Here is a 13,206-nt window from a genome sequence, read left to right on the forward strand (position 1 = left end):
TTTCCTTTATGCTTCCAAAGCATTGTATTGGTAGCTCATGCAGGATTTTGAGCTTCGAAAATCGTCATAAGGAGTTTGACCCCCATGTCTTCAACATTTTCCTCTTGCACCCAATCACGCCAGCTTCATCGTTCTATTCAACAGCGCCTCGAAAATCAACTCATGGAAGAATTTCGCATCAACGCCAATACCTTGATTGTATTGGACCTCCCTCATCTGCTGTCCGTCTGGGTTGAATCCAAGCGTAGACAAGGTCTTAATAATGAAAAGATAGCTGAGGCCTTCACTCAATTAGAGCCCAACAGCCCGTCTTTGCCGCAACTGATCTTTGGCTCGTCAGGCTACAGGCTGGTTCAGGATCAGTCAGGTACATTCCTGAGTGCTACGATGGAAAGCCATGCATTGAAAGTGATGATGGACGATTTCAGACGTTCAGGTAATTTATGGGGAGACTACCGAATTACCCACGGGAATGGACGCTACCATGTCATATTTACAGGCAACCAGAGACTTCGAAATTTGGTAAAAGGAACACGTTATCTAGCCAGTAATCCTTTAATGATTCAACTGGGGATCGCCGTACCTGCTGAAATGTTAAAAATTGGTATTAAACAAAGTACTTTTATTACCTTGATTATTTCAGGCGGCACGCATGGTATCCGCTGGGTTTTTGATGATGCCTATATCTGGACGCACTTTGTTTCAAATATATCGATTGATTTGATGAAAGCGGCATTGGCTGCTTTGGCAGGTGTCGCGGCAATGTACATCGCTGGTAAACGAGCAACACAGGTCATTGTTGTAAAACTCTGGGGGTTATTTGTTGGATTTAGTGCAGGTTATGGAGCATCTCTAATTTCCAATGAAAGCATCCAAGATGCGACTACACAAATGGCACAGGATATAGCGCAAACCTATGTTCAGGTTTATGGTGCAATCTCAAATCCATCCGGTGTTATCATTGAGACAGGTGATCGAGCAAAAGATGTCTTGATCTGTTCCGCAGATGTGACTTTTGAGAGAGTCGAAACCATCATTCGAGACAACATAAATCGAGCGGTGCGCCCATTTATCAACCCAATACAGAGGTTCTATTAAAGATGAAAGAACCTCGATTAATTATGGGGCGATCAGTTTTAAGGTATGTTCTTGAAGGAATGGTTATTATTATTGGCTCTTCTTTGTTAGCTTTATGGAGTGTATTTTCTTCTCTAAAATTGGTTAACACATATTTTGAATCTGCAAGCTTATTAGAGCCATTATTTGTAATTAATACCATACATTATGGGGGCTTGTTTGTTGGGGTCGGACTATTTTTTTTAACACTACATACTATCAAAGAAACTCTTTTTAAAGCTCTTGAATGGGATGGGAAACCTGTTTCGGCTAAACTCAATAAATTATTGATAACTCCACTGATAGCCCTTGTCTTCCTAATACTTCCATTAACTTATGCAGGACACTTTCTGACCAAGTACCAAATCACACAAAAAGGCTTTTATTACTGTGATAGTCTAAGACACAAAGATCGTCTGCGTGGTTCTTTTGTGTTAGAAAAAGAAGACTGCTACGACAATAAATTACAGCAAATTATGCTTCAACAAGGCAAAAATAATCAACTGATTCTTGAAGAGGCTCGTCTTTACTTACTGAATAAACATCGGGATCAGAGAACTCAGGCTGAGCAGACAGTGGACTCTATGGATCCATGAGTGATGAAGTCATTGTGTGTTTCCGTTATCCTGCAAGCCCTTACGGATGACACGAAGAACAGTAGATGAAGCAAACAAACCCTCGGACACACTGGCGCTGGCTGTACTGCTGTCTGCTGTTGGTACAGGCTTTTACTGCCAGTGCAGAGGCACGTTTGCCGGTTGCTCAGCGAATTGTCTCTCTGGATCTGTGCATGGACTGGATGCTGGTGTACCACCTCAACAGTACATCTGTGGCCGCGTTATCGCCTCTGTATCAACGTTACCCCTTGCCGATCCAGCCTGTGGACTGGCCGGTGCATGACGGTTCGCTGGAACAGATTTTCAGTTTGCAGCCTGATCTGGTATTGGTGGGTGAGTACAACGCACCGATGCTGCGTAGCCGACTTCAGCGTCTGGGTCTGCCTGTTCAGGTGGTGCAATTGCCACGCTCACTGGCTGAAGTGGTGGATTATGAGCAGCAGTTGCTGGCTTTGCTTGGGCTGCCGAAGGCGCAGTCGAGTCTAACACCAGTTTTGCTGGCAGCTGAGCCGGGTGCACCCAGATTACTGTTGCTGGGTGCGAACGGTATAGGGACGGGGCGTGGAACTTTTGAAGATCAAATACTGGTGCAGGCGGGATGGCAGAACTATCTGACGGAGTCGGGGTATTTGCGTCTGGATCTTGAGCAGTTGGTTAACGATCCACCTGATGCGCTGCTGTGGGCTGCACCCGGCAGTGCTGCGTTGGCAAATCGTTTTGCTGAGCATCCGGCGTTGCTGCAGCGTATTCCGGTTGCGCGTTGGTTAACCACGGATTATTGGCGTTGGCAGTGTCCGGGTCCCTGGACCTGGGAACTGATTGAACAGCTAAAGCAGGCACGGGAGGCTCTCGATTGATTCATGTGGTTTTAGGGTTGATGTTACTAGGTACTGCTGTGATCTCCCTGCACACTGGATCGACTCAGGTCGCGGTACTGGCAGGCCTGGTTGAATGGCTGAGAGGACTGGAAACGGTTGATGCTATTGTCGTGGGCGATATACGTTTGCCACGTACATTGCTGGCGTTGACGGTCGGGGCTGCGTTGGGGTTAAGTGGTGCAGCATTGCAAGGACTGCTGCGCAACCCCCTGGCGGATCCAGGATTGACGGGGGCCAGTCAGGGTGCTGCGCTGGGTGCGGCAGCTGTGTTCTATTTAGGGCTGTTTCCAGTCGCAGGCGGGGCGGCACCTGCCATGGCAGGACTGTTGGGCGCAGGCCTGGCCATGCTGCTAATGTTGTTTTTGGCGGGCAGTGCACGCCAGAGTATGGTGATTATGGCCGGGTTGGCGATTTCCACACTGACCGGAGCGCTGCTGGCGGCTGTACTCAATTTTGCGCCGAATCCTTATGCCATGCAGGAACTGGTGTTCTGGCTCCTGGGCTCTGTATCTGAACGAGGCCTGGAGCATTTGCTGCTATTGTTGCCAGCCTTGCTGGTCGGAGGCGGTCTTATATTGAGCCAGCGGCGTTTGTTGCTGGGTTTAAGTTTAGGTGAGCAGGTGGCTGACAGCCTGGGGCTGTCCAGTCGTACGGGCAGCCGTCTGGTCGTGCTGGGAGCCGCGATTCTGGTTGGAACCGCTGTCTCGGTGGCAGGCGCTATCGGCTTCGTCGGATTGATTGTTCCTCATCTGGTACGTCCCTGGGTGGGGAATCGGCCTGATCGGGTACTGCTGCCATCAGCCCTGGCCGGTGCAACGCTGGTGTGTCTGGCGGATATACTCATTCGACTCTTGCCACCTGGTCCAGAGCTGAAGTTGGGTGTGCTGACGTCGTTGTTGGGAGCGCCGCTGTTTATCTGGCTGGTCTGGAAGGAGCGTCGTCGATGGCTGTGATTAAAATGACCGACGTGTCGCTGGCGCACCGCCTGGCGCGTGTGAACCTGGATCTGCAGCCTGGTGAGGTGTTGGGCTTGATTGGTCCCAATGGTGCCGGTAAGACTTCTCTGTTGCACTGTTTCGCAGGTGTGGAGTCTTATACTGGGGAGATTCGTTTACTGGATGCCGCTTTGTCAGACTATTCCGGTGAGCAGCGTGCGCGCTTGATGGGGCTGTTACCGCAGCGTTGCCAGAGCGCCTGGTCGTTGAGTGTTGGTGATATTATTCGTCTGGGTCGTTTGCCCTGGCGGGATGACTGCCCGGAAAAAGTGTCTCAGGCAGCGCGGATGACCGGCGTCAATCAATGGCTGGATCATCCGGTTGATCAGCTCTCCGGTGGTGAGCAGGCCAGAGTCTGGTTGGCGCGTGTACTGGCCGGTGAGCCCCGGGTGTTGTTGGCTGATGAACCACTGGCCAGCCTTGACCTGTATTATCAGTGCCATATCCTGACGTTGTTGCGTGATTATGCTCAGGGGGAACGTTCGGTTATGCTGTCCATGCATGATTTGTCGATGGCTGCACGCTATTGTGATCGTCTTTGCCTGCTGCATCAGGGTGAAGTCTTTGCACTGGGCTCGCCAGCAGAGGTGTTAACCCGGGAAAATCTGTTGGCTGTCTATCAGGTGCAGGTGCAGCTTGATCTGGCGGCTACGCCCCCGGTTGTTTCGGTAATAGGATAAACGCCATGCCTTTTAAGCCGTCGAAAGATCTGGATGAGCTTTGCTACCCGTTTATACATGAAAACTCACCACTGTGTGACTACGAAGTCTTGACCGATGAGCTGTGTACGCTGCTCGGTATGGCCTGTTCAGCGATGCCGGATCAGATGGCAGATATTGCCAAAGATCTGGCGGTATTACAGCCGCTGGCATTTCATGCCAACGGTTCTGTGCGAGGGCGTCTGGCGTTGACGGAAGCTGATCTGCAAGCGGTGAAGAGCTGTTTGCATCATTACAAGGCTGAGGTGGCAGAGCGGGTACAGGGATTTGTCTTGCCTCGTGGTACCTCTCCGGTCAATGAACTGCATCAGGCGCGTTCGGTCAGTAAAAAAGCGATTCGAGCGCTGGTGCGCCTGGATGACGCAGGCACATCGGTTCCGGAGATATTGCCCCGGTTTCTCAATCTGTGTTGCAACCTGTGCTTTGTGTTGACACAGGTTGTCAATCAGCGACGGGGTGTTGCAGAGCCAGCGTTTGTCAGTAAAAGTTATGCGTTGCCGCGTTCAACGTCACCTAAAGCGCCTTAATTGACCATCAGTTTACGTGCCGGTATGCAGATTTTCGGGTCAGGGGTAATGTCGGTATCCGGGTCCCGGTCCGGGTAGGGGAGTTGGCTTAAAATATGGCGCATGGCATTAAGCCTGGCTCGTTTTTTGTCATCTGACAGAATCACTGTCCAGGGTGCTTCCGGCGTGTCTGTGTGGCGGAACATGGCGTTTTTGGCATCCGTATAGGCATCCCATTTATCCAGTGATGCCAGGTCGATGGGTGACAGTTTCCACTGTTTGACCGGGTCCAGGCGGCGTGACTGGAAACGCCGGAACTGTTCGTCACGGCTGACCTCGAACCAGAGCTTGAATAAACGTATACCGCTGCGGACAAACATTTTCTCCAGCTCGGGGGTCTGACGCATGAACTCCAGATATTCTGATGGCGAGCAAAAGCCCATCACGCGCTCGACGCCTGCGCGGTTATACCAGGAGCGATCGAAAAGTGTCATTTCACCGGTGGTTGGGAGCTGTTTGACATAGCGTTGAAAATACCACTGTCCGCGCTCTACATCAGATGGTTTCTCCAGTGCAATTATGCGGGCATGCCGTGGGTTGAGGTGCTCCATAAAGCGCTTGATGGTGCCACCCTTGCCTGCAGCATCACGTCCTTCAAACACGATGACAATGCGTTGTCCGGTTTCACGCATCCAGCTTTGCACTTTCAGCAGTTCAATCTGTAAAGCGCGCTTCTCTTGCTCATAGGGCTTGCGCTTCAGTTTGTCATCGTAGGGATAGGTGATTTCATTCAGTGCATCGGTCATCTGTCAGGCCAGCCAGGTGTGTTTAAGTCAGTTCAGTTTTCCCCCAGTTTAGCACGATGAGTCTGAACTGAAAGCTGTTTGATTTCCGTCAGTAACTGTTCATTCAGGGGCAGGTGGATGTTGAGCTGCTGAGCCTGTTGGCACAGGTAGCCGGTAATATAATCGATTTCGGTCGGGCGCTGATTCAGCAGATCGGTCAGCATGGATGAGCGGTTTTGTGCAGTCTGTTCGGCGATGTGAACTACGCGATCTGCCAGTGACGTGTCGAAGAGTGACAGCCCCAGTGCCTGGGTGACCTGTTCGATTTCATGACACAACTGGAGCAGTACTGCCCGCCGTTGCGGATCAGAGACGAGTTCGCCATTGCGACACCGATAGCGTGCCGTCAGTGGATTGATCGCACAGTTGATTGCCAGTTTGCGCCACAGGCTGAGGTAAATATCGGCTGTTTCAGCAGGGGGCGGCGTCATTGTGTTCCAGCCCTTTGGCATGTTGGTCGGCGTATTTTGCAGTGGACCGATTTCAGTATGCCCTTCGGATACCTGAATCAAGGTGTTGGCATCGGGTCTCCAGACACCGGCGGTGGTCACGGCTGCCCAGATGCGCGCCTGGGGAAACGCCCGGCATACGGCTTCATGTTGACCCATGCCATTCTGGAGTAACACAATATCGGCATTGGGTTGAACGCGTGAAGCAAGGCTGTCCAGTGCTGTCAGGGTATCCGGTGCTTTGGTTGCTATCAGCAAGTGGCTGATAGCGGTTGCCTGCGTTACAGGTTGCCAGGGCAGCAGATATGCCTGTGTGTCTTTACCCTTGTGCAGATGCAGTTGATAATAGTCTTCAGTTTGTGGCTGGCGAAGTAAAAGTTGCACGGTTGAGCCTGCTTGCTGCAAGCGTATTGCGAACAGGCTGCCAATCGCGCCCGCGCCCAGAATGTGCCATATCATGTCAAGCCTTATCCGTTAAAAATCACAGGAGTTATAGTATGCCTTCATTTGACATCGTTTCCGAACTGGATTCGCATGAGGTGACCAATGCGGTCGATCAGGCGAACCGGGAGTTGCAGAGCCGTTATGACTTCAAGGGGGTTAAGGCAGAGTACGAACTCCAGGATGATACGGTCACCATGGTGGCAGAAGTGGACTTTCAGTTACAGCAAATGCTGGAGATTTTGCGTGGCAAGCTGACCGCTCGCAAGATTGATATTCGTTGTATGGAGGTCAAGAAGCCTGATCTGAGTGGTGTAAAAGCCAAACAGCAGGTGTTATTGCGTCAGGGGCTGGATCAGGTGCTGTGCAAGAAAATTACCAAGTTGATCAAAGACAGCAAGCTGAAAGTGCAGAGTCAGATTCAGGGTGAGAAAGTGCGCGTAACGGGTAAAAAGCGTGATGATTTGCAGGATGTGATGGCGCTGTTACGTGAGTCGGATGTTGAGTTGCCACTGCAATACAATAACTTTCGCGATTGAGTCTGATACTGGCCGGAGATGCAGACAGCTTCTGCACCCCGGCCTTCAAAGATCAGATGCGCAGACCGCCATCCACTTCGAAGCAACGACCATTCACATAGTCATTTTCCAGAATAAAGCTGACTGTTGATGCAATTTCTTCAGGCTTGCCCAAACGTTTGGCCGGGATGCCTGCTGCAATCTTCTCCAGTGCTTCCGGCTTCATGCTCATCACCATTTCGGTGCCAATGTAGCCCGGAGCGATAGAGGCAGCACGGATACCATAACGAGACAGCTCTTTCGCCCAGGTCACCGCCATGGCTTGTACACCTGCTTTGGTAGCGGTGTAGTTGGTCTGCCCCATATTGCCTGAACGTGAAACAGATGAAATGTTGATGATGCAGCCAGGTACGCCCAGCTCAATCATTTTGATGGCTGCTTCACGACCACACAGGAAAGTACCGGTCAGGTTGACATCCATCACCAGATTCCACTGATCCATGCTCATCTTGCTGACCACCTGGCCATCTTTGACTTTGATGAACAGGCCGTCACGGGTGATGCCGGCATTATTGACCAGACCATGAAGGCTTCCGAAGTCGGCAACAACATCATTAAAGAGTTTTTCAACATCTGCTTCAACGGCAACGTTGCAGATGTAACCACGGGCTTCCGTACCGAGTTCCTGACACAGTGCAATCGTGTCATCGAGATCCTGTTGATTCAAATCAGCCAGTGCCAGCTTGGCGCCTTTAGCCGCCAGTTCCAGTGCCATGGCACGACCCAGGCCGCGTCCGCCGCCAGTGACGACGACTACTTTATCCTTCAGATCCATACGTTAATACCTTGTTGTTTGTTGATCGTTTTCTATTGTGCGCTGCAATATACTGCAGTGCAACAAATATTCCGTTATAAAAAAATAAGCGTAACTGATGCATGTAGAATAAGGGAAAACCCTTATTATGAAAAGATGCAATTGAGCGATATCTTGCGTGTATTGTGCGAATGTGATCCCATGATCGGCTAATCAGAGAGGATTGTTATGCCAATTATCTTTTTACTCTTCATTATTGTGCCGATCATTGAAATCACCCTGTTGATCAATGTAGGTCAGTGGATCGGTGTCTGGTATACCGTTGGGTTGGTGCTTTTATCTGCATTTATTGGTGTCAATATGTTGCGGATACAGAGTCTGGGCACCCTGATGCGTGCCCGCCAGCGGATGGAGCAGGGTGAAATTCCGGGTCGCGAAATGGGCGAAGGTATTGTCCTGGCGGTTGGTGGTGCATTATTGGTAACCCCCGGGTTTGTGACCGATGTGATCGGGTTTTGTTGTCTGATTCCCTACACCCGTCGAGCGTTGGTCAGTATTCTCAGTCAGCGCTTTACGGTCATTGCCATGCGTCAGGGCGGCATGCCCGGCGGTGATCCTGCCGATGGTTTTCAGTCTCACCAGGATCATGTACATCGGCCGTCGCGAGAGGGTGATGTCATTGATGGTGAGTACACACGCAAAGATTGAATTTTTTTTCATGCCGGATGTTGAAATCCTGTTGTACCCACCCCACATACGGGACAGGCGTCGGAACCCGCTGATGGGGCCGATGTAATTAACTTGATCAATCTGTTCCTAGATACCAGGAGAAAAACCAGATGAATATTCGTCCACTTCACGACCGTGTCGTTGTACGTCGCAGCGAAGAGGAAAAAACCACTGCAGGCGGTATCGTTCTGCCGGGTTCCGCTGCTGAAAAACCTAACCGTGGTGAAGTTGTTGCTGTCGGCCCTGGCCGCACCTTGAATAGCGGTGAAGTTCAGGTACCTTCTGTCAAAGTGGGTGACAAGGTTCTGTTTGGTCAGTATGCCGGCTCCAATGTTGTCAAAGTGGATGGCGAAGAGCTGATGATCATGCAGGAAAGCGAAATTTTTGCGGTGATCGAAGGCTGAATCAGTCGCCTTTGCGATCAACGAATTTATCTGTAACAGACTAATTGAACAGGATTTATAAGAAATGGCTGCTAAAGACGTACGTTTTGGAAATGATGCCCGTCAGCGCATGCTGGCTGGTGTAAATATTCTGGCCGATGCTGTAAAAACCACCCTGGGACCTAAAGGCCGTAATGTGGTTCTGGAGAAGTCTTTCGGCGCACCTACCATCACCAAAGACGGTGTTTCCGTTGCGAAAGAGATCGAGCTGAAAGACAAGTTTGAAAACATGGGCGCTCAGATGGTCAAGGAAGTTGCTTCCAAGGCTAACGATGTTGCCGGTGACGGTACAACAACTGCAACTGTTCTGGCTCAGGCTATTGTCAATGAAGGTCTGAAGTCTGTTGCTGCTGGCATGAACCCGATGGACCTGAAGCGCGGTATCGACAAGGCTGCTGCTGCAGTTGTTGAAGAGCTGGCTAAAATGTCTGTACCTTGTACTGACTACAAAGCCATTGCTCAGGTAGGTACGATTTCTGCCAACTCTGATTCTGAAATCGGTCGCATCATCGCTGAAGCCATGGAAAAAGTTGGTAAAGAAGGCGTGATCACCGTTGAAGAAGGCTCCGGCTTTGAAAACGAGCTGGATGTGGTTGAGGGTATGCAGTTTGATCGTGGCTACCTGTCTCCATACTTCATCAACAACCAGGAAAACATGTCTGCTGAACTGGAAGATCCGTTCATCCTGCTGGTAGACAAAAAAGTATCCAACATCCGTGAGCTGCTGCCTGTTCTGGAACAGGTTGCCAAGTCTTCACGTCCGCTGCTGATCATCTCTGAAGATGTTGAGGGCGAAGCGCTGGCGACTCTGGTTGTGAACAATATGCGTGGTATCGTCAAGGTTGCTGCTGTTAAAGCACCTGGCTTTGGTGATCGTCGTAAGGCCATGCTGCAGGATATCGCTGTACTGACCGGTGGTCAGGTCATCTCTGAAGAGATCGGTCTGAGCCTGGAGCAGGCAGGTCTGGAACACCTGGGTCAGGCCAAGCGCGTGAACATCACTAAAGAAAACACCACTATCGTTGATGGTGCTGGTTCACAGGCTGAAATCGAAGCGCGTGTTCAGCAGATTCGTGTACAGATCGAAGAAACTTCTTCTGATTATGACCGCGAAAAACTGCAGGAGCGTGTTGCCAAGCTGGCTGGCGGTGTTGCTGTCATCAAAGTCGGTGGCGGTACCGAAGTTGAAATGAAAGAGAAGAAAGCCCGTGTCGACGATGCACTGCATGCAACACGTGCTGCTGTTGAAGAAGGTGTTGTACCGGGCGGCGGTGTTGCGCTGATCCGTGCACTGGACAACATTGGCAAGCTGGAAGGTGAAAACCACGACCAGACAATCGGTATTGAACTGGCTTTCCGTGCACTGGAAGCTCCGCTGCGCCAGATCGTTGCCAACGCCGGTGGTGAAGGTTCTGTTGTGGTATCCAAAATCCGTGAAGGCAACGGTTCATTCGGCTTCAACGCTGCCAATGATCAGTATGGCGACATGATGGAAATGGGTATCATCGATCCAGCTAAAGTAACTCGTTCTGCACTGCAGGCGGCGGCTTCTATTGCGGGTCTGATGATCACGACTGAAGCCATGGTTGCTGATCTGCCAGAAGACAAGCCAGCAATGCCGGATATGGGCGGCATGGGTGGTATGGGTGGCATGGGCGGCATGATGTAAGACATCATCCGGCCAGTCCCTGACTGACCTGAACCCCGTTGTTTGCCAGCCGTGCCCTGAGGTAAGCTGACAGACAACGGGGTTTTTGTGTTATATAGCCTATTGATTAACAGTGTTGGGTTAACAGACCATGAGTGACAAACTGGAGCCAAGATTCAATCCGGACAGCATACGGGAGAGTGTGCGTAATCCATTGCAGAATCAGGATGATGACCTGGATGATCATTATGAGGTTGTACAGGCCAGGCCAGCAGGCAGCGGCATTTTGCTGAATCTGGTGTTACTGATTCTGGTGCTGGCGCTGGGCGGAATGGGGTGGTTGCTGCTGGAGCAGCGTCAGGCACTGGCAACTGCGGAGCAGCGTCTGCAGCATCTGGAATCCGGGCTGAATATCGGCCTGGAAACACAGGCTGCATCAGAAACATCGCTTCAGGATGAGGTAAGTCGGGTACAGTCGGAGCAGCAGGCTGCACAACAGGCCTTGACTGCTGAGTTGGCTCAGTTGAAAACCCGCGTGGAAGAAGAATCGCGTCAACGTCAGGCGTTACAGCAACAGCTTGAGCAGCGTGCATCAACAACGGCGTTGCAGCAGTATCAGTCTGAGGTGGAAGCCCTGCAAGGCAGCGTTAAACAGTTGAGTGACCAGTTGGCCGCTGTGAAGCAGGAGCTGGCGCAGCGTGAGGCCAGTGTCAGTGGCGATGCGTTTACCGAACAGGTGGGTGGTTTGACACAGAGACTGGAACGCCTGCAGACACAGCAGCAGCAGCAGCAGCAGGCGGTAACGCAGCTGACTGAACGAGTGGCTCAGGCACAGCGTCAGTCACAGTCGCTGGAGTCAGCGTTGTCCAGTCAGGTGCAGCGATTGCAATCCGAGCTGGAAGCGCTTTCGCGTTCAGTACCGGAAGCCGGTGCCCCTGCCTCAGAGTTGGCCGTTATTGAGATAGGGATGGCTGAATTGCAGGAAGATATTCGTGCCATTAATAATGCCCGTCAGTTGATTAACCGGGATTTACTGCAACTTCGTGAACAAGTCAGTCGTTTACAGTTGATGCTTAACTGAGCAGTCGGATTGCCATTGTGGCGCAAAATCGGCACAATGGCGCGCTTGTTTTCGGAGTAGAGTGACCATGCGACAACCAGAATTATTGTCCCCGGCAGGGACGTTAAAGAACATGAAATATGCGTTTGCCTATGGTGCTGACGCTGTCTATGCAGGGCAGCCGCGTTACAGCCTGCGGGTGCGTAACAACGACTTTAACTACCAGAACCTGGCAGAAGGCATCGAAATTGCCCACCGTCTGGGTAAAAAGTTCTTTGTTGCCAGTAATATACTGCCGCATAACTCCAAACTCCGAACCTATATGGATGACATCGTTCCGGTCGTGGAGATGGGCCCGGATGCACTGATCATGTCGGATCCCGGGCTGATCATGATGGTGAAAGAGCGCTTTCCTGATCTGCCGATCCATCTGTCGGTACAATCCAATACCATGAACTGGGCCGCCGTGAAGTTCTGGCACCAGGCTGGAATCGAGCGAGTCATTCTGTCGCGTGAACTGTCGCTGGAAGAGGTGGAAGAGATTCGCCAGCGTTGTCCGGAAATGGAACTGGAAGTTTTTGTTCATGGTTCACTGTGCATTGCCTATTCCGGACGTTGCCTGTTGTCTGGCTATATCAATCATCGAGATCCGAATCAGGGTACCTGCACCAATGCTTGCCGCTGGAAGTATGATGCGCATGAGGCGGTACAGAATGAATCCGGTGATATTGTACCGGTACAGAGTTTCGATCCGGCACTGGGTACTGGCGAGCCAACGGATAAAATCGTGCTGTTGCAGGAAGCTTCGCGCCCGGATGATTACATGCCGGCGTTTGAGGATGAGCATGGCACTTACATCATGAACTCCAAGGACCTGCGCGCCATTCAGCACGTGCATCGCCTGGCGGCCATGGGTGTCGATTCGTTGAAAATTGAAGGGCGTACCAAGTCACATTACTATGTGGCGCGTACTGCTCAGGCCTATCGTCAGGCCATTGATGATGCCGTTGCCGGCAAGCCGTTCAATATGGAATTGATGGATGTGCTGGAGAATCTGGCGAACCGTGGTTACACCGAAGGTTTTTATCGTCGCCATGTTCATGATGAATACCAGAACTATGAAACCGGTAACTCGATCGGTGTGCATCAGCAGTTTGTGGGCGAAGTGCTGGAGCACAATGCTGATACAGGGATGCTGCAAATTGATGTCAAAAACCGTTTTGAAGCCGGTGATACTCTGGAGTTGATGACTCCAGCCGGAAATAAGCGTTTCCGTCTGGAAGAGTTGCTGGATCGTAAAGGGTCGCGTATTGAGGTAGCTCCCGGCTCCGGGCATCGTGTCAGTATTCCGCTGGATTTCGATACTGACATGACCTATGCCTTGCTGATGCGTGATCTGCCCAATGCCCCGCCACGGAGCTGACCCGG

15 protein-coding genes are annotated in these 13,206 nt (G+C 51.3%); 12 read left to right on the forward strand and 3 right to left on the reverse strand.

From position 1 onward, the window contains the following. Nucleotides 1-84 precede the first annotated feature (84 nt). The 6 genes from ADINL_RS06955 to ADINL_RS06980 all read left to right on the forward strand — a co-directional run bounded on the left by ADINL_RS06955 (nucleotide 85) and on the right by ADINL_RS06980 (nucleotide 4,852). Nucleotides 85-1,098, forward strand: coding sequence for a hypothetical protein (locus ADINL_RS06955; RefSeq protein WP_036545225.1), 1,014 nt, complete (start codon nucleotides 85-87; stop codon nucleotides 1,096-1,098). Nucleotides 1,099-1,100: 2 nt separating this feature from the next. Further along, nucleotides 1,101-1,712, forward strand: coding sequence for a hypothetical protein (locus ADINL_RS06960; protein WP_036545228.1), 612 nt, complete (start codon nucleotides 1,101-1,103; stop codon nucleotides 1,710-1,712). 65 nt (nucleotides 1,713-1,777) lie between these two features. After that, the gene (locus ADINL_RS06965) at nucleotides 1,778-2,590 is read left to right on the forward strand and encodes an ABC transporter substrate-binding protein (RefSeq protein ID WP_051632617.1); all 813 of its coding nucleotides are present in this window, start codon (nucleotides 1,778-1,780) and stop codon (nucleotides 2,588-2,590) included. A gap of 20 nt (nucleotides 2,591-2,610) precedes the next feature. After that, nucleotides 2,611-3,564, forward strand: a complete 954-nt coding sequence (locus ADINL_RS06970; protein WP_051632629.1) for a FecCD family ABC transporter permease — start codon at nucleotides 2,611-2,613, stop codon at nucleotides 3,562-3,564. Then, a complete protein-coding gene (locus ADINL_RS06975; RefSeq protein ID WP_036545234.1) occupies nucleotides 3,555-4,286 on the forward strand; it encodes an ABC transporter ATP-binding protein in 732 nt (243 codons plus the stop codon). The genes ADINL_RS06970 and ADINL_RS06975 overlap by 10 nt, the downstream gene beginning before the upstream one ends. A 5-nt stretch (nucleotides 4,287-4,291) precedes the next feature. Further along, nucleotides 4,292-4,852 (forward strand): hypothetical protein, encoded by a 561-nt coding sequence (locus ADINL_RS06980; RefSeq protein ID WP_036545237.1) that lies wholly within the window; start codon nucleotides 4,292-4,294, stop codon nucleotides 4,850-4,852. On the opposite strand, the gene ppk2 is transcribed toward ADINL_RS06980, so the two are convergent. Together ppk2 and ADINL_RS06990 are read right to left on the reverse strand one after the other, a co-directional pair. Further along, nucleotides 4,849-5,637 (reverse strand): polyphosphate kinase 2, encoded by a 789-nt coding sequence (gene ppk2, locus ADINL_RS06985; RefSeq protein WP_036545240.1) that lies wholly within the window; start codon nucleotides 5,635-5,637, stop codon nucleotides 4,849-4,851. The genes ADINL_RS06980 and ppk2 overlap by 4 nt on opposite strands. A gap of 32 nt (nucleotides 5,638-5,669) precedes the next feature. Continuing rightward, the gene (locus tag ADINL_RS06990; RefSeq protein ID WP_036545243.1) at nucleotides 5,670-6,584 is read right to left on the reverse strand and encodes a ketopantoate reductase family protein; all 915 of its coding nucleotides are present in this window, start codon (nucleotides 6,582-6,584) and stop codon (nucleotides 5,670-5,672) included. Between the two features lie 38 nt (nucleotides 6,585-6,622). Between ADINL_RS06990 and ADINL_RS06995 the strand changes: the two genes are divergently transcribed. Next, a complete protein-coding gene (locus ADINL_RS06995) occupies nucleotides 6,623-7,105 on the forward strand; it encodes a YajQ family cyclic di-GMP-binding protein (RefSeq protein ID WP_036545246.1) in 483 nt (160 codons plus the stop codon). A gap of 52 nt (nucleotides 7,106-7,157) precedes the next feature. Here ADINL_RS06995 and ADINL_RS07000 read toward each other — a convergent pair whose 3' ends face one another. Then, nucleotides 7,158-7,919 (reverse strand): SDR family oxidoreductase, encoded by a 762-nt coding sequence (locus tag ADINL_RS07000; RefSeq protein WP_036545249.1) that lies wholly within the window; start codon nucleotides 7,917-7,919, stop codon nucleotides 7,158-7,160. A gap of 207 nt (nucleotides 7,920-8,126) precedes the next feature. On the opposite strand from ADINL_RS07000, the gene ADINL_RS07005 reads away from it, so the two are divergent. The 5 genes from ADINL_RS07005 (at nucleotide 8,127) to trhP (ending at nucleotide 13,201) form a co-directional block, all read left to right on the forward strand. Further along, complete coding sequence (locus tag ADINL_RS07005) at nucleotides 8,127-8,606, forward strand: FxsA family protein (protein WP_036545252.1); 480 nt, start codon at nucleotides 8,127-8,129, stop codon at nucleotides 8,604-8,606. Between the two features lie 131 nt (nucleotides 8,607-8,737). Next, complete coding sequence (locus ADINL_RS07010; protein ID WP_036545255.1) at nucleotides 8,738-9,031, forward strand: co-chaperone GroES; 294 nt, start codon at nucleotides 8,738-8,740, stop codon at nucleotides 9,029-9,031. 64 nt (nucleotides 9,032-9,095) lie between these two features. Beyond that, entirely contained in the window at nucleotides 9,096-10,739 is a 1,644-nt protein-coding gene (gene groL / locus ADINL_RS07015) for a chaperonin GroEL (protein WP_036545257.1), read from the forward strand. A 130-nt stretch (nucleotides 10,740-10,869) separates the two neighbouring features. Further along, complete coding sequence (locus tag ADINL_RS07020) at nucleotides 10,870-11,799, forward strand: coiled-coil domain-containing protein (protein WP_152547624.1); 930 nt, start codon at nucleotides 10,870-10,872, stop codon at nucleotides 11,797-11,799. A 67-nt stretch (nucleotides 11,800-11,866) separates the two neighbouring features. Further along, on the forward strand, nucleotides 11,867-13,201 hold the full coding sequence (gene trhP / locus ADINL_RS07025) for a prephenate-dependent tRNA uridine(34) hydroxylase TrhP (protein ID WP_036545264.1): 1,335 nt from the start codon (nucleotides 11,867-11,869) through the stop codon (nucleotides 13,199-13,201). Nucleotides 13,202-13,206 lie beyond the last annotated feature (5 nt).

Origin of the sequence: Nitrincola lacisaponensis (genome assembly GCF_000691225.1) — a bacterium.
Classification (GTDB): domain Bacteria; phylum Pseudomonadota; class Gammaproteobacteria; order Pseudomonadales; family Balneatricaceae; genus Nitrincola; species Nitrincola lacisaponensis.

What these genes read in the sequence shown, in the direction of transcription:
- ADINL_RS06955 (WP_036545225.1), top strand. Translation starts at nt 85, where the DNA reads ATGTCTTCAACATTTTCCTCTTGCACCCAATCACGCCAGCTTCATCGT.
- ADINL_RS06960 (WP_036545228.1), top strand. Translation starts at nt 1,101, where the DNA reads ATGAAAGAACCTCGATTAATTATGGGGCGATCAGTTTTAAGGTATGTT.
- ADINL_RS06965 (WP_051632617.1), top strand. Translation starts at nt 1,778, where the DNA reads ATGAAGCAAACAAACCCTCGGACACACTGGCGCTGGCTGTACTGCTGT.
- ADINL_RS06970 (WP_051632629.1), top strand. Translation starts at nt 2,611, where the DNA reads ATGTTACTAGGTACTGCTGTGATCTCCCTGCACACTGGATCGACTCAG.
- ADINL_RS06975 (WP_036545234.1), top strand. Translation starts at nt 3,555, where the DNA reads ATGGCTGTGATTAAAATGACCGACGTGTCGCTGGCGCACCGCCTGGCG.
- ADINL_RS06980 (WP_036545237.1), top strand. Translation starts at nt 4,292, where the DNA reads ATGCCTTTTAAGCCGTCGAAAGATCTGGATGAGCTTTGCTACCCGTTT.
- ppk2 (WP_036545240.1), bottom strand. Translation starts at nt 5,637, where the DNA reads ATGACCGATGCACTGAATGAAATCACCTATCCCTACGATGACAAACTG.
- ADINL_RS06990 (WP_036545243.1), bottom strand. Translation starts at nt 6,584, where the DNA reads ATGATATGGCACATTCTGGGCGCGGGCGCGATTGGCAGCCTGTTCGCA.
- ADINL_RS06995 (WP_036545246.1), top strand. Translation starts at nt 6,623, where the DNA reads ATGCCTTCATTTGACATCGTTTCCGAACTGGATTCGCATGAGGTGACC.
- ADINL_RS07000 (WP_036545249.1), bottom strand. Translation starts at nt 7,919, where the DNA reads ATGGATCTGAAGGATAAAGTAGTCGTCGTCACTGGCGGCGGACGCGGC.
- ADINL_RS07005 (WP_036545252.1), top strand. Translation starts at nt 8,127, where the DNA reads ATGCCAATTATCTTTTTACTCTTCATTATTGTGCCGATCATTGAAATC.
- ADINL_RS07010 (WP_036545255.1), top strand. Translation starts at nt 8,738, where the DNA reads ATGAATATTCGTCCACTTCACGACCGTGTCGTTGTACGTCGCAGCGAA.
- groL (WP_036545257.1), top strand. Translation starts at nt 9,096, where the DNA reads ATGGCTGCTAAAGACGTACGTTTTGGAAATGATGCCCGTCAGCGCATG.
- ADINL_RS07020 (WP_152547624.1), top strand. Translation starts at nt 10,870, where the DNA reads ATGAGTGACAAACTGGAGCCAAGATTCAATCCGGACAGCATACGGGAG.
- trhP (WP_036545264.1), top strand. Translation starts at nt 11,867, where the DNA reads ATGCGACAACCAGAATTATTGTCCCCGGCAGGGACGTTAAAGAACATG.